Here is a 23,379-nt window from a genome sequence, read left to right on the forward strand (position 1 = left end):
TCCTTAATATTTAAACTCGACACTCGCGGTATAACGCATTTCATCGTAGCTACTTGCTTCTTCTACCGCTTGTTTATAGTAATTTGCTTGTAGAGAAAAATTTAAATGAGGGCGGAAAGCATAGCTACTTCCAATTGTTGCGCTAGCCGTTTGTTTATCAAAGTTTGTATTCACTGTCGATTCACTATAGCTAAGTGACAAAAATGTGTTAATTTTTTTGGTGTTTTGTAAACTGAAATACGTTGAACCACCCCAACGAGGGTCAACGTCATCATCAACGACTTCAGTTTCTTGCTGGTAATAAAGGCTATTACTGTTGCTTAAACGATTAGTAATATAAAACTGGTGTTGTAAATCGATTCTATCTACCCACTGAATTTCAACGTCATCGCTGGCACTTTCATTGCTATTATCTTCTGCATCAATACCAGAGCCTAATGAAGAATCGCTTAACTCCCTTTGTGCACTGATCGATAACGTCTGGCGGCTAAATTGATAGCTATAAGATAGCTTGAATATAGCGCCACCTTCATCACCTTGGTCAGAGTTTAAATGAGTGTAACCTACTTGAACTAAGTATGTACCTTTACGTAATTGCCCATTGATTGAAGTGTTTACATTAGTTTGTGTATAGTCAAAGTCAGAAGAAAGATAGTCTATTTTTTTCACATCTGTAGAAACGTCTAAACGAGCTTTTGCATTTAATGCATTATACCAAGTGACACCAACTCCATTACGATTAGACTCTTGATTATCATCGTCACTGTAACGCGTCGCAGTAAAGTCGTAGTCTAATTCAACACCAGCTCTTTCAGAGTAAGGGATTGTCCATACAGGATTAACCGTAAATACGTCTCGGTCACCTGTATTATCAGGAACATCGAGCCCCGCTTCATCGAGTAAATAAGTACGTCTATAATGAGTTAAATTCAGCATCAGGTTTTTGCTAAACAGCTGTTGATTGATGTTTAAGCTACCGGATACATCACCCTCATTGTCTAAGCTGTCTTCACTGTAAGTGGTGTAGTAAGCAGCATAGTCTAAAGCGGTACGATTAGTCGCTGTTTGGTTATAATAGCCTACACCAAGGTCGGCTTGTTGTTCATATCCTGATTGCTTATCAATGTAGGATTGAGTAATGTTATCACTCTGAGTGTGTGATAAACCAAATGACACATAGCTCTCACTCACGGAACCAGGTAAATCATTGGCTAATGCAATGCTTGGGATTAACCCCAAACAGCCAATCTCAATTAATCTCATATAGCATTTATTTAGTTTCATATTTATCCACCGCCTATATTAAATCTAACAATGACTTATTCCGTTATGAAGATTAATGAGCACCTAGACCCTTATAATTTAATACTTAGCCCAATGTATTACTGCCAGCTATCTCATACTTTTAGGCTTTTACTGATTCGTCTAATCATTACTTCATACTCAATCTTATTGATTATTAAGTACAACCCCAGCTAATTTATCTTTACCTAACGCATCGATACCGGCTTCAACTTGTGGCAAGTTAGATTGACCATACCCCACCACTAATAAAGCCGTATCACAGATAGAGGCTAATATTTGTGTTTCTGCATATAAACCAATTGGTGGCGTATCGATAATAATGTAACGGTCTGGGTAACGATTTTTTACTGAGTTAATAAAACTCTGCATCTTGTGCGATGAAAAAAGCTCAGCAGCATGGATCGTATTATTACCAACAGGGATAACACGCACTCGAGGGATGCCTGACGGGTAGATAATATCGGTGATCGCATCCGTATCTCTTGCTAAAAAGTTGGTTAAGCCTAAAGTTGGCTTTTCCTTCAAGTAAGAAGCGATACGCGGTTTATAAATATTACAATCAATAACTAATGCTGTTTTACCTTGGTCTAAGGCAATACTGGTTGCTAAATTCATGCTGACATGACTTATTCCTGACTGTTGAGAGATCCCAGTCACCATGCAAATGAAGTTATTGTGATTCATTTTATTAAACAAATTAGTACGCAACTCTCGATAAGCATTGAGGGTTTTATAATCATCTATTCCAGGATAAATTATTTTAAGCTCATCTAACTCTTTTGCCGATAACAAAGGTGCTTCAGCCATCTCAGTGATCTGATTGTTTTTTGTTGAGTCAGGCATCAGGGCATCATTACTTTTTAATGCCGTGTTATTAGTTGGAGAGGTTTCAGATACAGACATATTAAAATGCTCCTAATCTAATGATGTTGTCTAGAGACGCGCCATATTTAAAGGCAAGCGCAATCGCAACATAACCAGACATACAGACAATGTAATAAAGCAGTAGGAAAGTGTTATGCAGTCTGCGCGTTTTATTCTCCGAGCGAGAACTCGCGTGTGGAATACTCGCCAACAACATAGTGCCTTCGATATTTTTAATTTCAGATGAGAATCTGATTTTTGAATCGACTAGAATTTTTGCGACAAACACAGCAATAATAGCTAACAAGGCGACCAGTGGTCCGGCAATGAAAAAGTGAATAAAACGAGCACCGATCGGCGTGTTAGGATACGTCGCTGCTTCTTGCAGTTTATAGTTTACGCCTTGACCTTGAATATCCAATACCATCGAGATTCGCGCTTTCTCTTTTTTGGTTAGCATCTCTTCATATTGCTCTTGGAAAACACTGTAATCACGTGTTAATTCAGATAGCTCAGCTTTATTATTAGCAATTCGTTTACGTCGCTCGTAGGATTCATCTAATAAACGATTAAAGGCTTTTAAGCGATTTACTAAGGTACGATTCTCAACTTGAGCGGCAGACAACAAACTTCTCAACTCTTCATATAGAGGATTGAAATCTGCCCCCACTGAGCTCTCAGTACTCTCTTTAGTGCCAATTTCAGCAATCACTTTTTCCAGATCATTAATTTGATAGTTGATATCGATAATCGCCGGATAACTATCTTCATAGTTAACCTGTAACGCTGCTTTTTGCTTTTTTAACTCTCTTAACTGACTGTTATAGACAGCACTTTCATAATTGTTATCAGCGTATTTACTCTCTCTTGATAACTGTCTTCTCAAGCTACCAACACGTGTATTACTCTCTTGAATTTGAATATTCATCTCTTCAATAGACGTACGTAAACTAGCGATTCGGCTATTAACTTCATCTTCAGTGCCATCAAAGTTATTAGATTGGAAGCTTTTTAACTTTTCTTCGGCATTTAGTAATAAAGATTTATAAGAAGCGGCTTGTTGATCAATAAAGTTGAATGCACTTCGACTCTCTTCGCGCTTAGTATCAGCACTATCTTCAATAAAGACTGACACTACTTTATTTAATATTTCGAAGGTTCTATTGGCAGTATCATCTTTGTAAGACACTTGAATATAATTACCCGAGCGCCCTTCTACAGTAAGATTATTACGTACTTGACTGATCTTAATATCTTTCGCTAACGCAGTAGGGAAAGCATTTTCACCATACACACTATCTACCACCTCAGACAAAATACGAGGAGAGTAAATAATATCGCGTACCTGATTACTCCTATTCTGCTTAAGCTCAGTCACTTCAGCTTTAGAGCCGAGTAATGGCTTAATAATATTTTGATTATCAGCAAAAATAGTAATAGAGCTAGAGTAACTTGGTGGTCTTAAGATGCCGACAAACATAATCGCGAAACTGATTAAGGTTACCACAAAGGCAACCTTAAACTTTCGCTGACACATTTCACGCCAAACAACAGCGGCGTACTTAAAAATCTCAGTAATATCCATTGTTAAAACACACTCTCAGGAATAATTAAAATATCAGATGGACGTAACGTATAGTTAGTATCTAATATTCCACGATATAGGATATCTTCAACATTAACATGGTAAGGTTTTATACCTTCAGGCGTTTTTCTATATAAAATGGATTGGTCAGCATTAGCAAACTCAGTCAGTCCACCTGCTTCTAACACTAAATCTAACACATTAAGATCCGTGTAATAAGGGATAGATAATGGTCCGTTTACAGCGCCAGTTATACGTACTCGACTTGAATAGGATGCACTATTAGCTGCAAGAACAACAACAGTAACATTTGGGGCACGTATATATTTACTCAACTTATCAGCTAGCTCAGAGGCTAGTACTTCAGGTGTTAATCCTTGTGCTTGTGCATCACCTACTAAAGGCATTGAAATTTTGCCATCAGGTCGAACTGGTACACTAATTGATAACTCAGTATTCTTCCAAACACTCACCAATAATTGGTCATTGTTACCAATTTTATATTCAGAGAACTTTACTCGGTCAGAATAAGGCGCTTCGCTTAAAACTTCTGTTTTTGCACAGCCTGAAATAATGACCGCACAAAATAGTGCTAACACGTAATTTTTCATATTCATCTCTCTTTTCAATTTAATTATTAAACACCTGAGAGTAAAACATTGATTTAATGCCTACTCCCTCGCACACTGCACTTCCATCTTTGCTTATCTTATTTTTAACACTTTTAACTTAACATAGGTAAATATATTGAAAATTTACTGCCTATTTTAGGTGTACTTTCAACAATTAACTCCCCATTTAAACCATGGATAATTTCTCGTATCTGAAAAGCACCAATACCCATACCTTCATTTTCCTTAGTGCTATTAAAAGGCTGGAATAATTCATTTTTAATAAAGGATTGATCCATGCCTATGCCAGTATCAATAATATCAATCCAAATCTGCTGTTCTTGGCAACGTAAATGTAAATTAACTTCACCATCATCATCTGTTGCATCTTGCGCATTTTTTATCAAATGATTAATAGCCATCAGTAACTTATCACTATCGCCATTAATAAAAGCACTCTCACAGTCAGTTGAAAACGTTGGACTAGGCAAGCCATTCATATTCATTTTTATCGCTTGTTTAAGCAGCTCATGTAAATTAATAGTTTTGGACTCAACTTCCCCTTTAATTTTTTTAAGAAGCTGATCCATTTTATTCACTGAGTTAGCGATAGTGGCAATAACATCATCAATAAACTCTGGATGATGTTTATATTTTTCAGCATTCTTAACCACTAATCCCTGTTGGGCTATGAGGTTCTTAATATCATGAATGGCAAAGGCTGATATTTTATTAAACATATCAAACTGCTGATTTTGAATAAGCTTTTCAGATGCTTGCTCTTTACTAATATAACTTGCAATTTGTCGCCCAGTTAACTTTAAGAGATCAAGATCTTCCCAGGTCAGCTTTTCTTTCTTATTTAAATTATTTTTACACAATACAGCAAAACCAATTAAACCGGTTGCACTATTAAGAGGTAGTATTATCCAAATTCCCTCAATATTTAACACCCAATCAGATAGATAGGATTTGTATTGAGCATCGTATTTAGTCTCATAGGTACTCGCTTGGAAGATCCACTCCTCCTGCTCTAGCTTCTCAATTAAATCACTGTGGTGCGGCTCTATCGGTAAACTGCCGGAGTAATCAATCCCCTGCGTCGCGACTGAGGTATAAAACTGCTGTCCTTTCACCCAAATACCACCGGCATTACAATGAAATATAGTTTTTAGTGCATTTAATGAAATGTCATAGCAGTTTTGGTTTTTATGCTGCGTTGATAATAGTGCATCTAACTGAATCCATTGTTTTTTATAATCATACTTATGGGCAAAGAAGTGTTTACTTGTCCACACAACAAAACTGTCTCTGATTTTTTCAGACAAGGATAATGCGATTAAAGAAAAGATAGCCAGAACATACAAGGTGACTTTGGAAGCACTTAACCAGCTAATTTCAAAGTAATCAAAGGTCGCAGCAAATAAGGCAATAACAATTAAAAAACCGCCGACTACGGTTAAGCTGGTATTAAAAATAATCACACTATTGGACAACTTAAAACGGCTACGTTCTTTTAACTGTCCAGCATAAAATATAATACTTAACGCTAAAATCAACGAGGTAACCGAGCTAATAACCGTACGAGCTTTCCATAAAGATAGGTGTAGGTCACTGTTTAATAATAATAAAGAGAAAACAATAATGTCATAAGCAAACAGAATAAAAGCCACAAGAGCCACTAATTTAGTCATCCGACTGGAGTGATCATCTCGAATCAATTGTTCACACACTACTACCCCTAATAAACTCAACATAATTTTGAGGTAAAGGGCTAAAACTGGGGAGGGGAATAACGCATCGTTATCTATATTATAGATAAATAAAGTCAGTATTATAGCCAGTGCAGTATATAAGCTATAGGCCCAACTATTAGGTAATTTGGATTGCCTGCTTAGCATTAATAGATACAGTAAAACAATAATCCAAGACAGATATCGAAGTGACTCTAACAGTAAGAAGCGCCATGAAAAAGAGGCTGCGGAAATTGTTTCAGGTGCAGAAAGATGCCAAATCACTGAGATAACAGCACAGGCAAATAAACTAACTTTAATACGCATAATTGGTATTTTAAAAAGAATAATAATTGCTAATGCAATTTCTACAGAGCTTTTTAACCAATTACCCTCAAATAAATTAACACTGAATTCCATGTATCACTTCTCTGTTATGCATCCATACACATAATAAATTCAAATAATTACACCAGAAATAAATATGAAATTATTAAACAATTCTCAATTATAGCTTTCATGATAAAAAAATTGCAACGTTTGATAGTGGCCACTACCCTTATAGGATTTGAATTATCTACTAATGGGTAGCAATGTCACAACTTAAAGAATAGCAGCATTACCTAAAGGTGATATAAATATACGAATAATATAGCTTAATTAACAAACAATTAAATTGATCAAAAACTATACTACCTCTCTGAAAGCTTAACTAATACTATCGCCATGTCATTTTATAAATAATCAAAAGAAGGGGATTATTATAAATAATAACCCTTATTCAGGCCTATTAGATATCTTGCTCAAGGTTCGTTACGTTTTACCTTCTCTATAGCTTTCAATTAGTAGCACTTGTTAGTAATAACAACGTTAATTTCACCCAAGTAAAATAATAAAGAGTGCTAAAGCACCACAATTCCTGGATATAAGATGTTTAACAAAAAGATAAAAAATGAACTAACACAAAGCCAATCACAGCTTAAACAAGCAAACTCAGTTGTTGATTCGATCAAAAATAGTGTACCTACAATTGAATTCACTGCAGAGGGAATAATCATTGATGTTAATACACTTTTTTTGGCTATCGCAGGCTATGAAAAATCAGAAGTTGTAGGTATTCACCATTCGAATATGTGTTGCCCCGATTATGTAAAAAGTAAAGATTATCAAACATTTTGGCACACCTTAAAACAGGGGCATTCTAATAAAGGCACTTTTATGCGTAAGCATAAAAATGGCCAGATAATCTGGCTTGAAGCCACTTACTTTCCTATTACTGAAAATGGGCAAGTAACAAAAATAATGAAGATAGCAAAAGATGTAACACAAACTAAAATAGCTTCAATGTCTAAAGAAGCAGTATTCAATGCCTTAGATAAATCACAAGCTATTATTGAATTTACGCCCGAGGGTCATATTCTCACTGCCAATGACAACTTTTTAAATGCCGTCCAATACCCTTTAAGTGCTATCCAGGGGCAACATCATAAAATTTTTTGTGATGATAGCTTTTATCAAGACAACCCAACCTTCTGGGAAGACTTGCAACAGCATCAATTTAAAACAGGGCAATTTCTAAGAAAGGATGCTTTGGGCAATGACCTTTGGCTTGAGGCAAGCTATAACCCGATTGTTGACCAAAGTAATAAAGTGATTAAGGTGATTAAGTTTGCCAGTAACATTACAGAAAACATCCAACGTGAAGCTTTAGTAAAACATGCTTCAATGGTAGCGCATGAAACATCATTGGAAACAGTAAATATGATTAATCAAGCCTCCGAGATGTTAACCACTTCAGTACAAACATCAACCGATATTTCTCATCGAACGATTAAAACGACGGAGCAAATAGATATGCTAAGTGAACAAGCTAGTAATATTCAAGCGATTGTTTCTACGATTAAAAGTATTGCAGAACAAACTAATTTATTAGCCTTAAATGCGGCAATTGAGGCAGCGAGAGCTGGTGAGCAAGGTCGAGGCTTTGCTGTTGTTGCCGATGAGGTTCGACAACTCGCTTCACGCACCGCTGAGTCTACGAAAGAGATCTCTGATGTAGTTGCTAATAATCAAGAGGTCACTGAAAAGGTACAACAAGGGATTAATGCAGTGGCAGAGCTTGCTGAAAAAGGACGAGAACAGATTTCTCATATTGAAAAGGTAATGAATGATATACAGCTTGCAGCACACAATGTCTCTGAAACCGTTGATAGCCTGAATAAAACTTAGTTAAGGTAGTTAGCTAACACGCTATTCTTAAGATCAGAATAGCGTGTTCTATAACATTGAGTTAGTGTGATTGATATAAACAGCCTGACTTAAATAGCGCCATTATTAAGTATTCGATTTGGTCACATCAACATATACTTGGATCTTCTGCCCAATCTTAATATATTTACTATTTTTAATTTTATTCCAACGCACTAAATCGGCTGTTTTAACTTTAAATTTCTGCGCAATGCCACCTAACGAATCACCAGATCGAACATGATAAGTCACCTTTCTAGTGATATTTTTATTTTGATTAATCGCTAGTGTTGGCACGGCCTTCCAAATCGTTAGCTTTTGTCCTAAACGCAGCGTCTTTTTAACATTAAACCCATTCCATTTAGCAATTTGCTTAGAGGTAACTTTATACTCTTTGCTGATATCCCATAGCGTATCTCCTTCAACCACCTTGTGAATCACTTTTTTATTGGTGGCTGCTGTAGTCGCAGCTATTTTTTCATACTCTTTAGCTTGTAAAGCTAAGCTCTGCTGTTGCTCTTTAGTTGCAATTGGGATCAATAATGCTTGGCCAACTTTAATAAATGAACTATCTAAATCATTAATCTGTTTTAGCACACGAGTTGTGGTTTGTTTTTTCTGAGCAATAACACTCAGGCTATCACCCGATCTCACTAAATAACGATCCCAACGAATACGTTGGCTTTTATCTATTTTAGCCAGCTTATTTGAGAACTGCTGCGCAATCGCCGTTGGCAATAACAGGCGGTGTGGCCCTTCAGGAGAGGTTGCCCAATGATTAAAGGCAGGGTTTAATAATTGTATTTCAGAAACACTTAACTCAGCTAATTCAGCAGCATAAGCTAAATCCATTTGTGAGCCAATATCGACATAGGTAAGTGCTTGAGTATTAGGAATATGCGGTAGCTTTATACCGTAAGCTTCATGATTACGTATAATATCAACTAATGCTAAGAGTTTAGGCACATATTTTTGTGTTTCTTTGGGTAAAGACAAGCTCCAGTAATCCACTGGTTTACCTACTTTTTTATTTTTTCGAATCGCTCTCTCTACTCGTCCTTCACCAGAATTATACGCGGCAAAAGCATATAACCAATCTTCACCTAAATATTTATGTAGCACTTGCATATAGTTCAATGCGCCACGTGTTGAGGCATAAACGTCTCTTCGGCCGTCATACCACCAATCTTGTTGTAAACCGAAACGTTGCCCAGAGGTTGGCATAAACTGCCATAAGCCTGATGCACCTGCAGGTGAATAGGCAAATGGGTCAAAAGCACTTTCTACAATCGGTAATAACGCCAATTCAAGTGGTAAATCGTTGTTTTCGATTTGCTCGACGATCAACCACAGAAAAGGCTCCGCGCGCTTTGACACTCGTTGAAGATAAGCAGGATGTTTTAGGTAATAATCACGCTGCGCAGTAACACGAGGGTTATCAGGCACCTCAAATTGAAACCCTTCTGCTAGTTTTAACCAAAGGTTATCGTAGTGCCTCTCTGCAAAGGGAATTTCAATATCAACACTTTTAGTGACGCTAGTGTGTTTTACTACGCCACTAGCGCTTGCTACTTGAGTATTATCTAAAACATTGTCGTTAGATAGCTCAACAGGGGCTGTTGTTTGTAATGAAGTGCTTTGACAAGCACTCAGGAGAAAGGTAAAAAATATAGAGAAAAACAATTTCATTGTTGAGCCATTTTCAAAAAAGTAGGCCGTGTATTCTATGTGCTTTTCTCTATTGAATCAAAAATGATCTTTATGGGTACGTAAAGCCTTGAATAATCCTTCTCTAGTAGTGATTGGCTCTGCCAAAATAGCCTGCACATTGGCTAATAAATCAGGATCATCATAACGGAAAAATGGATTTATTCGTTTTTCCTGTGCAATACTAGTTGGAATTGTTGGTACCCCCTGCTGTCGTAATTTGCTCACTTGCTTTATATAAGCAATAAGATCTTGGTTATTCGGATCCACTGCTAAAGCAAAAATAAGGTTATTTTGCGTGTACTCATGCGCACAATAAACTTGAATATTATCATCCAAGCCTCTTAAGCGAGATACCGCTTGGTACATCTGCTCTTTTGTCCCTTCAAAAACGCGCCCACATCCACCTGAAAATAAAGTATCACCACAAAATAGTAACTGATCGTTATAAAACACAATATGATCGAGTGTGTGCCCTGCCACTTCCCAAACGTTTAAGGTTAAACGTCCATCTAATAACGACACTTGATCATTTTCTTTAACCAATGTTGCCCCAGCAAAAAGCGCTTCTTTACTAAAAATTTTAATTTCAGGGTTATCCGCAATTAACTCATTCACGCCACCAGTATGATCATGGTGATGATGGGTAAGCAGAATCGCTTCAATAGTCAGGTTTTGTGCAGATAATATTTCTAATACAGGGGTTGCGTCACCGGGATCAACAACAACACAGCGTTGACTTTGACTATCTTTAACAAGCCAAATATAGTTGTCATCAAAAGCAGGTATAGTTAATACAGTAAACATAATTAATCTCAACTTTTTCAGTTTAGGGGGTGAAAACAGATGAAAATAGCAAAAACGTCACGTAAGTTAGCACCTATCACAGACTGGTTACAACTTAGTAATGGACGTTACTTACAAGCACAAACCCAACATTTGGTAGACAATACAGTCTCACATTGTTTTGGCTATCATCTATTAAAGTTAGGTCATTTAAGCACACAATTAAAAACCAATAAATGCCCTATTCGCCATCAAATTAATTGTGCTCAAGATGGTGAAGATATTGGTTTACGAAGTGACTTACATCATTTGCCGTTTCAGAATGCCACCATTGACTTATGTATTTTGGTTCATGAGCTCGACTTCTCTAGCGACCCTCATCAGCTGTTACGTGAAATAGACAGGGTATTAACACTGGATGGAATATTAATCATCAGTGGCTTTAACCCTTACAGTTTATTTGGCTGCCGCTCACTGCTCTCTTCAAAAAGTGAACATACGGCTCGTTTATTCGCACCAAACCGAGTCATTGATTGGTTGCATTTATTAGGCTTTGAGATCAAACAAAAACAGCACTTTGATTACATTTCACCACAACCCAAAAATGCCGTATTAGCCTTGATAGAAAAAATAGGTCGACAATACCTCTCTACCTTTTGCAGCATTTATTTTATTGTCGCCAAAAAACAATGTACGCCCATGACACCAATTAAAACAGGTTTTAAATTTAACAAACCGATCATCAATCGTCGCCCGGTTGCCACTAAACAATCACACTCTAAAACGCAATCTTAACCATCAAACCCTTGGTCTACCTGGGTAGGGTTTGCTTCCGCAGCTTCTCGAGCTAAGTCATCACATCGCTCATTTTCTGGGTGCCCCGAATGCCCTTTAACCCAATGCCAGCGTACTGTATGTTTTTCTTGAGCGGCGTCTAATGCTTTCCATAGATCTACATTTTTAACTGGTGCTTTAGCTGCTGTTTTCCAACCACGTTTTTTCCAATTATGGATCCATTGTGTGATCCCTTGGCGAACATATTGACTATCTGTAGTGATATCCACTTCACAAGGCTCAGTTAAACTCTCTAGTCCTTTTACACATGCAAGCATCTCCATTCGGTTATTGGTGGTTCTCTCATAACCAGCAGACAACTCTTTGCGATGCTCATTAAAAATTAAAATAGCGCCATAGCCACCTGGACCAGGATTACCAAGACATGAACCATCTGTATAAAGTTGGATTTTTTTCATTATTACCATCACATAAATTTGTTAGACTAGTACATTAATACTCAGCAAATTAAGCAGAGCAAACTGCGCAACAACTATAAATAGAGATGGCTATGAACACAAGTAAACTCACCCGACAAGTTGTATTAGATACTGAAACCACAGGTATGAATAAAGATGGTCAGATATACGTAGGGCATCGCATTATTGAAATTGGCTGTGTGGAAGTGATTAATCGCCGCTTAACGGGTCGTCATTACCATGTTTATATTCAACCGGATATGCTTATTGATCCAGAAGCAATGGCAGTACATGGTATCACTGATGAATTTCTATATGACAAACCACGCTTCGCAGAAATAGCAGATGAATTCATCGACTTTATTAAAGGAGCTGATTTAGTTATCCATAATGCGCCCTTTGATGTTGGCTTTATGGATCAAGAATTTCGTTTTTTAAATAAAAAGACACAACCGACTGCAGAAATCTCTACTATTACCGATACATTAGAGATGGCTAAAAAAATGTTTCCTGGTAAGCGAAACAATTTGGACGTGTTATGTGACCGTTATGGTATTGATAATAAGCACCGTGTCTTACACGGAGCATTATTAGATGCTGAGATCCTTGCTGATGTTTACCTATTAATGTCAGGCGGACAGAAAGACCTTAATCTAGCAAATAATGAATCAGGCAGTAACGATACCGGACGACGCTTACGTCAAACTTCGTCTCCGCTACCTATTATTCATGCAAATCAAGAAGAGTTAACAGCCCATGAGTCTCGATTAGACTTAGTGGCGAAATCAGGGAGTTGTTTATGGCGGTAATCAATAGTAAATGGATAGCAGTTATAGGCTTAATATTTTCAGCATTCAGTGCCATGGCACACACAATTTATGCGCCTAATGACATATCTTTACTAGATAATCGTTTCAGAATAGATCCCAAGACCGAACAAGTGACTATTATACTTAACCATGCTGCGCATCCACAAAAGGTAGTGTTGGTTAAACCGGATGGCAGTAAATGGTATGCTCAACGCCACCCTGAAGATCAAGTCGCTTGGGTTAATAACCGTAACCAAGATATTATTACCGTGCAAAACCCCATGCCAGGTCCATGGCAAGCCATTGCCACATTAAATGGTGATAACCGTATTCAATTATTAAGCCCAGTCAAACTAAAAGTTAAAAAGCTGCCGCTTAAAGTATACCAAAAAGAGTTTCTCACCACTTATGTGTCATTAATGAATGACGGTAAGGTAATGACTGACAAGGATTTTTTACGTAGTGCTCGACTAACTGCTACCTTAGTTAATGACAACCAAGACCTTATCTCACTTTATCAAGATAACGGTGAATACTACGACTCTTTACCTTTTGATGGGGAATTAACCACGCATATATTCATGGATCTTGATCCGGGGCGGTATCTGTTAAGTGTTAAAACTAAGAACAATATTTTTACACGAGGATACAATGCTGACATTGTTGTATTCCCTCAACCGATTACCTACCATATTCAACAAGTTGACGACAAAAGCGATGATGCACATTTTATCTTTAATATTGACACATCTGAGATCGACCCTAACTCGGTAATTGTAGATGGAATGATCACCAACCCAACTTTAAACACTAAAGAACAATTATTAATACACTTTAGCGACCAAACCATTACTGAAAACAGTATTTCTATCAAAAAAACGCTCCCACATAATGCATATACCTTCTCAGGAACGATTTTTGCCAATACCTTAGATGGTCGTGAAATTAGCTTTGTTTTACCTGAATATCAATTTCAGCTTGAAGAACCAGAACCAACGGTTGCCCCAACACCATCAACAACCGAAGTATCAGCACCAGTTGATACTGCACAACAAGCTGATGAGCCGTTAATTGAAATAGAACAAGAAACAGACAGTGGATTTCAATATTTATGGGTAATCGTTTTAGTACTTATTGTTTTAATTGTTATTACTGTTGCGCTGGTGCTATTTTTCCTTAAGAGAAAACAGAAAAAATTACTATCTGAAGGAGAGTTATCACTGGACACTCTTTCTTTAGATGAGCTAAAACCATTAGAAATGGATGAAAATAAAGTTAAAAAATAAACGCTATGGCGATAAAAGCAGCAGTTAGACCTTTTACCTTGTAAATATTGTGTTTTTTTTGTTTTTCGTTATTGACTCAGTACCTGCAACTCCGTATTATCTGCGCCTCAACTGAGTTGCATATTATGTAACGTTGATTTTTCTGGAGTGGTAGTTCAGTTGGTTAGAATACCGGCCTGTCACGCCGGGGGTCGCGGGTTCGAGTCCCGTCCACTCCGCCAATACTTATTTTATAAATATGTTTTGGTCACTATTTTCTAGAAAAATCTAAATGTTGAACTGATGATTATCACGTGGAGTGGTAGTTCAGTTGGTTAGAATACCGGCCTGTCACGCCGGGGGTCGCGGGTTCGAGTCCCGTCCACTCCGCCAACTCATCTTTAAATAGATGGTAGATAATTATCAAAGCTTGAACTGTAATACTCCAGTGGAGTGGTAGTTCAGTTGGTTAGAATACCGGCCTGTCACGCCGGGGGTCGCGGGTTCGAGTCCCGTCCACTCCGCCAACAGTATTATATAAAAGCTTATTGGTTTATTTCACCAATCATTAATTTGAAAAAGAGATAACTGTAACACACTCGTGGAGTGGTAGTTCAGTTGGTTAGAATACCGGCCTGTCACGCCGGGGGTCGCGGGTTCGAGTCCCGTCCACTCCGCCAACAGTGTGTTAAATCGTAATCACAACGATTAAAAAGTGATAAAAATAACTGGTCTGTCCCGCCACCGATTAATATCGAAAAGAGACATAACTGTTATACACTCGGAGGAGTGGTAGTTCAGTTGGTTAGAATACCGGCCTGTCACGCCGGGGGTCGCGGGTTCGAGTCCCGTCCACTCCGCCAACAGTGTATAAACGTTTACCTTTCAAATATTTTTTCTATTTATAATATAAAATCCAAACATTATACTTATCTATATTTTAATAAATTATCTAACACAGCATTCTTTTATCTATTATTAGCTCTCGTTAAATAGACAATAAAAAAACGCCGAAGCGCTTAATTAATACTAGTGTTGATTCTTATAAAATTACGAATAAGTTAAATCGTTAAGGTCACCCAATCCCTTTGGCTCTAAACTCAGGCTACTTTTAGCTTTAGGTTGCACGTCAGCTTCAACAAAATTACCTTTATCCAATTTAAATTTAAGTGCTAAGTTAGTCGGAGAATCAGAGTTTTTAATCGCCTCTTGCTCACTGATTAAACCTTCCTTCACTAAATCGAATAAAGCACTGTCAAAAGTTTGCATTCCTAACTCTTTAGATTTTTCCATCACCTCTTTTAAGCTTTCAAAGTGCCCGCGTTTTACCATGTCTCGAATGGTTAATGTGCCCATCATGACTTCAATGGCAGCACAACGTTTACCATCAATGGTGGGAATTAAACGTTGAGAAACAAAGGCCCTCAAGTTATTACCTAAATCCATTAATAACTGTGCACGTCGCTCTTCGGTAAAAAAGTTAATAATACGGTCAATCGCTTGGTTTGCATTATTTGCATGCAGTGTAGATAACACTAAATGCCCCGTTTCAGAAAAAGCTAATGCATGCTCCATGGTTTCAGTATCACGTATTTCACCGATTAAAATAACATCAGGAGCCTGTCTTAATGTATTTTTCAGCGCAGCATGAAAACTTCGGGTATCAACCCCTACTTCTCTTTGATTAATAATGCTTTTTTTATGTCGATGAACGAACTCAACGGGATCTTCAATGGTTACAATATGCCCAGATGAGTTTTCATTACGGTGATCAATTAAAGCCGCTAGTGAAGTTGATTTACCTGACCCCGTCGCGCCAACAAACAGTATCAAACCATTTTTAGCCATCACTACCTTTTTTAGTATTTCAGGTAACCTTAAATCAGCAAACTTAGGGATATTAATTTTAATATTACGAACAACAATAGAGACGTCATTGCGCTGTTTAAATATATTGACACGAAAACGCCCTATTCCACCGATAGAAATAGCTAAATTCATCTCTAAAGTATGTTCAAACTCTTCTATTTGCTCAGGATCCATAATGTCATAAGCAATAGCCTTAACATCACCTGGCTTAAAAGATATTTCACTTAGTGGAATCAATTCTCCTTGAAATTTAGCTGAAGGAGGCGCGCCCGTTGCTAAATAAAGGTCAGAACCATCTTGTTCTGATAATTGACTCAACATTGTATTAAATTCCATCACTGTACACCCACCTTAAATATTCCATTATTTTTTATTTTTGTTGTTTTAATAATTTACTACTTATCAGCTCACGCTACCATGCAAATGAGTATTAAATTACCTGTAAATGATAAGCCATTGATAAATAATTAAATAGCTTAAAAATTTAGATATAAACTCATAAAACAAGTTCTATAATCCCTTCTTAATTTTAATTTTAGATGCTTATTTAAAATAGTGATCTACTTATTAAATTTTTTTAACGATTCCCATCAAAAAATAATCTTAGCTCACAAAAATAATTCAATAGATAACTATTGTGATTAACAGCTCATTTTTTATTCAACAAAACATGATCTAGCTCTGCATCACTCCATAGATAAACAAAAAAATTAACATACTATTAACAGCGACTTGACGAAATGGAAGATTTTTTTCTTTAGCAATGCAGTTAAGTGATTAAAAGTGAAAGTTTATTTTAGGTTTTAAAGTGATCCTTTTAAATACAAAAATAAAGCTCATTCTTAGTCCCTTTTCTGATTAATAACATTAAGGAGAATAACAGTGAGTTTTGAAAATGAAGAAAAAGCAAAAGGGTATTGGGATGAAAACCTCAAGCTAGTACTCAAGCTATTAGCTATTTGGGCATTTGTCTCATTTGGCTGTGGTGTATTACTCGTTGATATATTAAATGAATTCAGCTTCATGGGATTTAAATTAGGGTTTTGGTTCGCTCAACAGGGCTCCATCTACGTCTTTTTACTGTTGATTTTTGTATATGTAAAGGGCTCAAACGCTCTCGACAAAAAATATGGTGTTGACGAATAACAAGGAGTTATAAAGATGGATGTTCAAACATTAACCTATATCGTAGTTGGCATTACCTTCGCACTTTATATTGGCATTGCAATTAAATCACGAGCAGGATCAACCAAAGAGTTTTACGTTGCTGGAGGGGGGGTCCCACCGGTTTTAAATGGCATGGCTACCGCGGCAGACTGGATGTCAGCGGCTTCATTTATCTCACTTGCAGGGATAGTCTCTTTTGTTGGTTATGATGGTAGTGTATATATCATGGGCTGGACCGGTGGATATGTATTATTGGCTTTATTAATGGTTCCTTACCTTCGTAAATTTGGTAAATTTACCGTGCCTGACTTTATCGGTGACCGTTACTACTCTCAATCAGCACGCACTGTTGCCGTTGTCTGTGCAATCTTCATTAGTTTTACCTATATTGCCGGTCAAATGCGTGGTGTAGGCGTAGTATTCTCTCGCTTCTTAGAAGTAGATGTTGATACTGGCGTATATATCGGCATGTGCGTGGTATTTTTCTATGCCGTGTTAGGCGGTATGAAAGGCATTACTTATACACAAGTAGCACAATACTGTGTGATGATTTTTGCCTTCATGGTACCTGCCGTTTTCCTTTCCATCATGATGACAGGGCATATCTTCCCGCAACTAGGTTTCGGTGCTGAGTTACTTGACGCAACGGGTAATAGCTCGGGTGTCTATTTACTTGATAAGCTTGATGGGCTGTCTACAGAGTTAGGCTTTGCACAATATACCCAAGGCTCTAAAGATATGATTGATGTGCTGTTTATTACCGGTGCATTAATGTTTGGTACCGCTGGTTTACCGCATGTAATTGTACGTTTCTTTACTGTTCCAAAAGTAAAAGATGCACGTAGTTCTGCTGGGTGGACATTATTGTTTATCGCGATTATGTACACCACTATTCCAGCACTTGCCTCTTTCTCTCGTGTAAACATGATTCAGTCAATTAATGGTCCAGAAAGCCAAGGTGTCCCCCATGCTGAAGCGCCAATTTGGATTGAAAACTGGGAGAAAACAGGGTTAATCAAATGGGATGATAAAAATAACGACGGTAAAATGTTCTACTCAAATACAGAAACAAATGAGATGAATGTAGACCGCGATATTATCGTATTGGCAACTCCAGAAATGGCAAATTTACCTGCATGGGTTATTGCATTAATGGCTGCGGGTGGTTTAGCAGCTGCATTATCTACTTCAGCAGGCCTGCTACTAGTTATTTCAACGTCTGTTTCACATGACTTACTGAAAAAGAACTTAATGCCCAATATTTCCGATAAAAAGGAGCTTATGTATGCGCGGATAGCCTCTGCAGCAGGTATTATCATGGCCGGTTACTTTGGTATTAATCCGCCAGGCTTTGTGGCTGCGGTGGTTGCAATCGCCTTTGGTCTTGCCGCTTCCTCTTTATTCCCAGCGATCACTATGGGTATTTTCTCTAGAAAAATGAATAAAGAAGGTGCTATCGCAGGGATGTTAGCTGGTTTATTGTTTACAACGGTTTATATCGTTTACTTTAAATTTATTAACCCTGCAGGTAATGTCTCTGAAAACTGGTTATTTGGTATATCTCCTGAAGGTATAGGTATGCTAGGTATGGTGGTTAACTTTGCAGTAGCTATCTTAGTCTGCAAAATGACAGCGCCAACACCACAAGCTGTGGTTGATATGGTCGAGTCTATTCGATTCCCTAAAGGAGCAGGTGAAGCACAAGAGCATTAGAGTAATCTCAATTTAAAGCGCTTCGGCGCTTTTTTTTTAACAAAAAATAACCGACATAAATCTGAGATGGATAAGGAAAAGGCAGATATGGATAATAGCGAGCTTCAACCCATTTTTGACTTTATGCGCAAGTTAGCCCCTTTTGATATGCTCCATGAACAAACTATTAAACAATGCTGTAAAGCATTAACTATTGTGTACTACAGCAAATCACAGAAGCTAGTACATGTGGATACTAATGAAGCACAACTGTATATCGTACGTAGTGGCGCTTTTGAAGTCAGTACTCAACAAGGTGAATTGATTGATCGAATAGGAGAGGGACAATTTTTTGGTTTTAGCGGCATGCTTTCTGGAGAAAAGGTCGTTAATCAAGTGCATATTTTAGAAGATGGATTGGTATACCACCTACCGGCGAAAATATTTGATCAATTACGTGCCGATTGTTATCAATTTGACCGTTTTTTTAATCGCGCCTTTGCAAAACGATTACGTGACCAAGGCTCTTTAAATCGCAGCGCTATTAATACCGCACGCATTACCAATATCATGTCTAAACAACTGACCACTATCTCACCCAAGGCCAGTATTCATGAAGCCGCACTATTAATGGCCAATCATCGCTTATCCTCGTTGGTGGTCGAAGAAAATGGTCAATTATGTGGTATTTTAACAGATCGAGATTTACGTAATCGTGTATTAGCTAAAGGTTTAGATGGCAATACATTGGTTACTACAGCCATGACCAAAGACCCAGCAACCATTGAAACTGATTCTCTTATTTTTGAAGCGATGCTAAAAATGAGTGAAAACAATATCCACCACTTACCCGTGATGAGTGAAAATCAACCTATTGCGATGATTACCAGCACCGACCTCATTCGAAGCCAAAGCTCACAACCTTTATTATTAATTGGACAGATACAACGCCAACCAGACCTTGAGTCTTTAATTCAAGTTAGTCAAAAAATACCAGATTTATTATATAACTTGATCAGTAGTGATGCCAAAGCTAGTGAAATAGGCCGGATATTAACCTCAGTAACAGATGCCTTAACGCGTCGTTTAATTTCATTAAAACAACAGGATATTGGCCCCGAGCCGATGCGTTTTTGTTGGTTATCCTTTGGTTCTCAAGGACGCCAGGATCAAATGGCAGGCTCAGACCAAGATAATGCGCTAATACTAGAAAAAGAAACCAATGAACAAGAGGCTAAATATTTTAAGCAGCTGTCTGAATATGTTTGTAGTGCATTGAACGAGTGTGGCTTCCCTTTTTGCCCAGGCAATATCATGGCACAAAATCCAGAATGGCAACTCTCGCTACAGCAATGGTTACAACAGTTTTCTCAATGGATAAAAACGCCAGATCCCACTGCGTTATTACACGCTTCTATCTTCTTTGATATGCGCCCTATTTGCGGTGATATACGTTTGTTTGAGCAATTACAAAAGAGTGTACTAAGTCGAACTTGCAACAATGATATTTTCATTGCTGCAATGAGTCAAAATGCGCTGCAATCAACACCACCATTAGGCTTTTTCCGTAGTTTTGTGCTTGAACGAGATGGTAGTGAAGTAAAAGGTATCGACCTTAAACATAAAGGTAATGCGTTAATTAATGATATTGTTAGAGTATATGCATTATCAGCTGGTATCGAAGAAGTGAACACTAACAAACGGATTCAAAGCTTAATTAAACAGTCTGCCATTGATAAAGAGTTAGCCATGAATTTATTAGATGCTTGGGAGTTTATCGCCCATAAACGCCTCATCAATCAAGGGCATCAATTTGACCACGCACAAACAGTTTCAAATTACATTTTACCCGACAGCCTTTCCTCTCTAGTAAGGCATCAACTTAAGGATGCTTTTAAAGTGATTTATGAGGCGCAAAGTACCATAAAACTAAAATTCTTAAGGCAGTTTTAATGTTTCAGCAATGGCACTTACAGTACAAATTAAAACGGCTTATTAACAACACTAAGTCCAATAAACCCACTCACTTAAAAACACATTATCAATATCTCTTAACCCAACTACATCAGCCAATCGTCAACCTTAACTTATTAGCCTTAGACATCGAGATGACGGGGCTAAATCATAAAAAAGATGAGATGGTAAGTATTGGTGTTATCCCCATTATAAACGGGCAAATTAAACCTAAATATGCGCAATATAAGCTACTAAAAATTCAAGGTAGTGTTGGACAGAGTGCCACTATTCATGGGGTACATGATAGAGATTTAACAGAAGCCTTAGCGACCTCAGAAATTATAGAGTGGTTGTTGCAACAATGTCAGGATAAAGTGCTGGTTGCTCATCATGCATTACTTGATATACAGTTTCTAGAGCAGGCTTTATTAAAGTTAGGGGGGCCAATACAACAACTCTTTGCCATTGACACCTTACAGCTAGAAAAACAGCGTTTAAACCGGAAAAATCAATATATAAAAAATGGCGAGTTAAGATTAAATGCCTGTCGAGAGCGTTACCACCTACCAATTTATTCAGCACATAATGCCTTAACTGATGCGCTTGCTTGCGCAGAGTTACTATTAGCTCAACTTAATAAAATGGGTGGTTTAGACAATATTAAACTGCAGGATATTCTGAGAAAGTATTAAAAAACAATAAAAAAGGTAATAAAAAGCCTGCTTAAAGCAGGCTTTCAAAGTGATAGTGAGTAGGTACTAACCAGCCCATGAATCTCGAAGTGCAACAGTACGGTTAAATACTAAGTGTTCAGCACTTGAATCTTGGTTATCTGCACAGAAGTAACCTTCACGCTCAAATTGGTAAGCAACTTCCGGTTGTGCGTCTACTAAGCTATTTTCCACAAAACCATGCTTCACTACTAATGATTCAGGGTAAAGTACCGTATGAATATCTTCAGCAGCAGCAGGATTTTCTACCGAGAATAAACGGTCGTAAATACGGAATTCTGCTGGGTGATTCGATGCAACACTTACCCAGTGAATAACCCCTTTTGGTTTACGTCCATCTTCAGGGTTTTTACCTAATGTTGTTGGGTCATATGAACAGATGATTTCCGTAATATTACCTTCTTCATCTTTAACCACTTCTTCTGCTTTGATCATATAAGCATTACGTAGACGTACTTCTTTACCTAATACTAAACGTTTGTATTTTTTATTGGCTTCTTCACGGAAGTCAGCGGCATCAATATACAACTCACGAGAGAAAGGAATCGTACGTGTCCCCATACTTTCGTCTTTAGGGTGAGCAGGTGCGATCAATTGCTCTAGTTTACCTTCTTCGTAGTTTGAGATAGTCACTTTAATTGGGTCAATGACGGCCATTGCACGTGCGCCGTTAGCTTCTAAGTTTTCACGTACACAAGCTTCTAATGAAGCAAGTTCTACCGTATTTTCTTGCTTAGTCACACCGATACGTTTAGCAAACTCACGCAGTGAACCAGCAGGGTAACCACGGCGACGCATACCAGAAATAGTAGGCATGCGAGGGTCGTCCCAACCTGTTACGATGTTTTCTTCGATTAACGCATTTAACTTACGTTTAGAAGTTAAAGTATATTGCAAATTTAAGCGTGAAAACTCAATTTGACGTGGTTTACACTCAATACTGATATTAGCTAATACCCAGTCATATAGTGGACGATGATCTTCAAACTCTAATGTACACAAACTGTGTGTGATGCCTTCGATCGCATCAGAAATACAGTGTGTGAAGTCATACATTGGGTAGATGCACCATTTGTCACCTGTTTGGTGATGATGTGCAAAACGGATGCGGTAAATGACCGGATCACGCATTTTCATATTCGGTGAAGCCATGTCGATTTTAGCACGTAACATCATCGCGCCTTCTTCAAATTCACCTGCTCGCATACGATTAAATAGATCTAAGCTTTCTGCAATAGGACGATCACGGAATGGGCTGTTTTTACCCGGTGAGGTCAAAGTACCACGGTACTCACGTGTCTGTTCTGCATTTAATTCACAAACATACGCTTTATCATTTTCAATTAACTCTACTGCATAATCAAAAAGCTGTTCAAAGTAGTTTGAAGAGTAACGAACGTCACCTTGCCATTCAAAACCTAACCAAGACACATCTTTTTCAATAGCAGCAACATAATCTGCATCTTCTTTAACTGGGTTAGTATCATCAAAACGTAAGTTACAGGCAGCATTTGGGTAATCCTCAGCTAAACCAAAGTTTAAGCAGATAGATTTAGCATGACCAATGTGCAGGTAACCATTAGGCTCAGGTGGGAAACGTGTATGAATTGTCTGATGTTTACCACTCTCAAGATCGTTTTCAATAATAGTGCGTATAAAGTTACTTGGGCGTGTTTCCAACTCGGACATTTTGACCTCTAAAAGACATGATTCATAAAAACAACAATCATCGTATATTCTTGGCTTAAGCTCAAGTTAAATCATAGAAAATACCTACTATCAGCACGATATACAGTAGT

18 protein-coding genes and 5 tRNA genes are annotated in these 23,379 nt (G+C 37.7%); 13 read left to right on the top strand and 10 right to left on the bottom strand.

Features of this window, described 5'->3' with window-relative positions; translation table 11 throughout:
* Window positions 1-3: 3 nt before the first annotated feature.
* The 5 genes from DS885_RS01315 to prsK form a co-directional block, all read right to left on the bottom strand.
* Window positions 4-1,284, bottom strand: a complete 1,281-nt coding sequence (locus tag DS885_RS01315) for a hypothetical protein (protein WP_113817601.1) — start codon at window positions 1,282-1,284, stop codon at window positions 4-6.
* A 165-nt stretch (window positions 1,285-1,449) separates the two neighbouring features.
* The gene (locus tag DS885_RS01320) at window positions 1,450-2,208 is read right to left on the bottom strand and encodes an AAA family ATPase (protein WP_113817602.1); all 759 of its coding nucleotides are present in this window, start codon (window positions 2,206-2,208) and stop codon (window positions 1,450-1,452) included.
* 1 nt (window position 2,209) lies between these two features.
* On the bottom strand, window positions 2,210-3,754 hold the full coding sequence (locus DS885_RS01325; protein ID WP_113817603.1) for an XrtA system polysaccharide chain length determinant: 1,545 nt from the start codon (window positions 3,752-3,754) through the stop codon (window positions 2,210-2,212).
* A gap of 2 nt (window positions 3,755-3,756) precedes the next feature.
* Entirely contained in the window at window positions 3,757-4,365 is a 609-nt protein-coding gene (locus DS885_RS01330) for an XrtA/PEP-CTERM system exopolysaccharide export protein (protein WP_113817604.1), read from the bottom strand.
* 113 nt (window positions 4,366-4,478) lie between these two features.
* Window positions 4,479-6,518: an XrtA/PEP-CTERM system histidine kinase PrsK gene (gene prsK, locus DS885_RS01335; protein WP_113817605.1), complete on the bottom strand. Its 2,040-nt coding sequence runs from the start codon at window positions 6,516-6,518 to the stop codon at window positions 4,479-4,481.
* 510 nt (window positions 6,519-7,028) lie between these two features.
* Here prsK and DS885_RS17845 point away from each other — a divergent pair.
* Complete coding sequence (locus DS885_RS17845) at window positions 7,029-8,327, top strand: methyl-accepting chemotaxis protein (RefSeq protein ID WP_113817606.1); 1,299 nt, start codon at window positions 7,029-7,031, stop codon at window positions 8,325-8,327.
* 105 nt (window positions 8,328-8,432) lie between these two features.
* On the opposite strand, the gene DS885_RS01345 is transcribed toward DS885_RS17845, so the two are convergent.
* Together DS885_RS01345 and gloB are read right to left on the bottom strand one after the other, a co-directional pair.
* Window positions 8,433-10,034 carry a LysM peptidoglycan-binding domain-containing protein gene (locus tag DS885_RS01345; RefSeq protein WP_113817607.1) on the bottom strand — a complete coding sequence of 534 codons (1,602 nt, stop codon included), beginning with the start codon at window positions 10,032-10,034 and terminating at the stop codon, window positions 8,433-8,435.
* 57 nt (window positions 10,035-10,091) lie between these two features.
* Window positions 10,092-10,859, bottom strand: a complete 768-nt coding sequence (gene gloB, locus DS885_RS01350) for a hydroxyacylglutathione hydrolase (RefSeq protein ID WP_113817608.1) — start codon at window positions 10,857-10,859, stop codon at window positions 10,092-10,094.
* Window positions 10,860-10,898: 39 nt separating this feature from the next.
* On the opposite strand from gloB, the gene DS885_RS01355 reads away from it, so the two are divergent.
* Window positions 10,899-11,633 (top strand): class I SAM-dependent methyltransferase, encoded by a 735-nt coding sequence (locus tag DS885_RS01355; protein WP_113817609.1) that lies wholly within the window; start codon window positions 10,899-10,901, stop codon window positions 11,631-11,633.
* Here the strand turns inward: DS885_RS01355 and rnhA are convergent.
* Window positions 11,630-12,091 (bottom strand): ribonuclease HI, encoded by a 462-nt coding sequence (rnhA, locus tag DS885_RS01360; protein ID WP_113817610.1) that lies wholly within the window; start codon window positions 12,089-12,091, stop codon window positions 11,630-11,632. The two genes, DS885_RS01355 and rnhA, sit on opposite strands and share 4 nt — an antisense overlap.
* A gap of 92 nt (window positions 12,092-12,183) precedes the next feature.
* Here rnhA and dnaQ point away from each other — a divergent pair, with 92 nt between their 5' ends.
* The 7 genes from dnaQ (at window position 12,184) to DS885_RS01395 (ending at window position 15,028) form a co-directional block, all read left to right on the top strand.
* The gene (gene dnaQ / locus DS885_RS01365) at window positions 12,184-12,900 is read left to right on the top strand and encodes a DNA polymerase III subunit epsilon (RefSeq protein WP_113817611.1); all 717 of its coding nucleotides are present in this window, start codon (window positions 12,184-12,186) and stop codon (window positions 12,898-12,900) included.
* Window positions 12,891-14,186 carry a hypothetical protein gene (locus DS885_RS01370; RefSeq protein WP_113817612.1) on the top strand — a complete coding sequence of 432 codons (1,296 nt, stop codon included), beginning with the start codon at window positions 12,891-12,893 and terminating at the stop codon, window positions 14,184-14,186. Before dnaQ ends, DS885_RS01370 begins: the two co-directional genes overlap by 10 nt.
* A 144-nt stretch (window positions 14,187-14,330) precedes the next feature.
* A tRNA-Asp gene (locus tag DS885_RS01375) sits at window positions 14,331-14,407 on the top strand.
* Between the two features lie 74 nt (window positions 14,408-14,481).
* Window positions 14,482-14,558, top strand: a tRNA-Asp gene (locus DS885_RS01380).
* A 57-nt stretch (window positions 14,559-14,615) separates the two neighbouring features.
* Window positions 14,616-14,692 (top strand) — tRNA-Asp (locus DS885_RS01385).
* Window positions 14,693-14,768: 76 nt separating this feature from the next.
* A tRNA-Asp gene (locus DS885_RS01390) sits at window positions 14,769-14,845 on the top strand.
* Window positions 14,846-14,951: 106 nt separating this feature from the next.
* Window positions 14,952-15,028 (top strand) — tRNA-Asp (locus DS885_RS01395).
* Window positions 15,029-15,215: 187 nt separating this feature from the next.
* On the opposite strand, the gene DS885_RS01400 is transcribed toward DS885_RS01395, so the two are convergent.
* On the bottom strand, window positions 15,216-16,370 hold the full coding sequence (locus DS885_RS01400; RefSeq protein ID WP_113817613.1) for a PilT/PilU family type 4a pilus ATPase: 1,155 nt from the start codon (window positions 16,368-16,370) through the stop codon (window positions 15,216-15,218).
* A gap of 546 nt (window positions 16,371-16,916) precedes the next feature.
* On the opposite strand from DS885_RS01400, the gene DS885_RS01405 reads away from it, so the two are divergent.
* The 4 genes from DS885_RS01405 (at window position 16,917) to DS885_RS01420 (ending at window position 21,541) form a co-directional block, all read left to right on the top strand.
* A complete protein-coding gene (locus tag DS885_RS01405) occupies window positions 16,917-17,180 on the top strand; it encodes a DUF4212 domain-containing protein (RefSeq protein WP_113817614.1) in 264 nt (87 codons plus the stop codon).
* Window positions 17,181-17,195: 15 nt separating this feature from the next.
* Window positions 17,196-18,914 (top strand): sodium:solute symporter family protein, encoded by a 1,719-nt coding sequence (locus tag DS885_RS01410; protein ID WP_113817615.1) that lies wholly within the window; start codon window positions 17,196-17,198, stop codon window positions 18,912-18,914.
* An 87-nt stretch (window positions 18,915-19,001) separates the two neighbouring features.
* Entirely contained in the window at window positions 19,002-20,846 is a 1,845-nt protein-coding gene (locus DS885_RS01415) for a DUF294 nucleotidyltransferase-like domain-containing protein (RefSeq protein WP_113817616.1), read from the top strand.
* Window positions 20,846-21,541 carry a 3'-5' exonuclease gene (locus tag DS885_RS01420; protein ID WP_113817617.1) on the top strand — a complete coding sequence of 232 codons (696 nt, stop codon included), beginning with the start codon at window positions 20,846-20,848 and terminating at the stop codon, window positions 21,539-21,541. The genes DS885_RS01415 and DS885_RS01420 overlap by 1 nt, the downstream gene beginning before the upstream one ends.
* 66 nt (window positions 21,542-21,607) lie before the next feature.
* Here DS885_RS01420 and glnS read toward each other — a convergent pair whose 3' ends face one another.
* Window positions 21,608-23,269 (bottom strand): glutamine--tRNA ligase, encoded by a 1,662-nt coding sequence (glnS, locus tag DS885_RS01425; RefSeq protein WP_113817618.1) that lies wholly within the window; start codon window positions 23,267-23,269, stop codon window positions 21,608-21,610.
* Between the last annotated feature and the right edge of the window lie 110 nt (window positions 23,270-23,379).

Origin of the sequence: Psychromonas sp. B3M02 (genome assembly GCF_003318165.1) — a bacterium.
Lineage (GTDB): Bacteria > Pseudomonadota > Gammaproteobacteria > Enterobacterales > Psychromonadaceae > Psychromonas.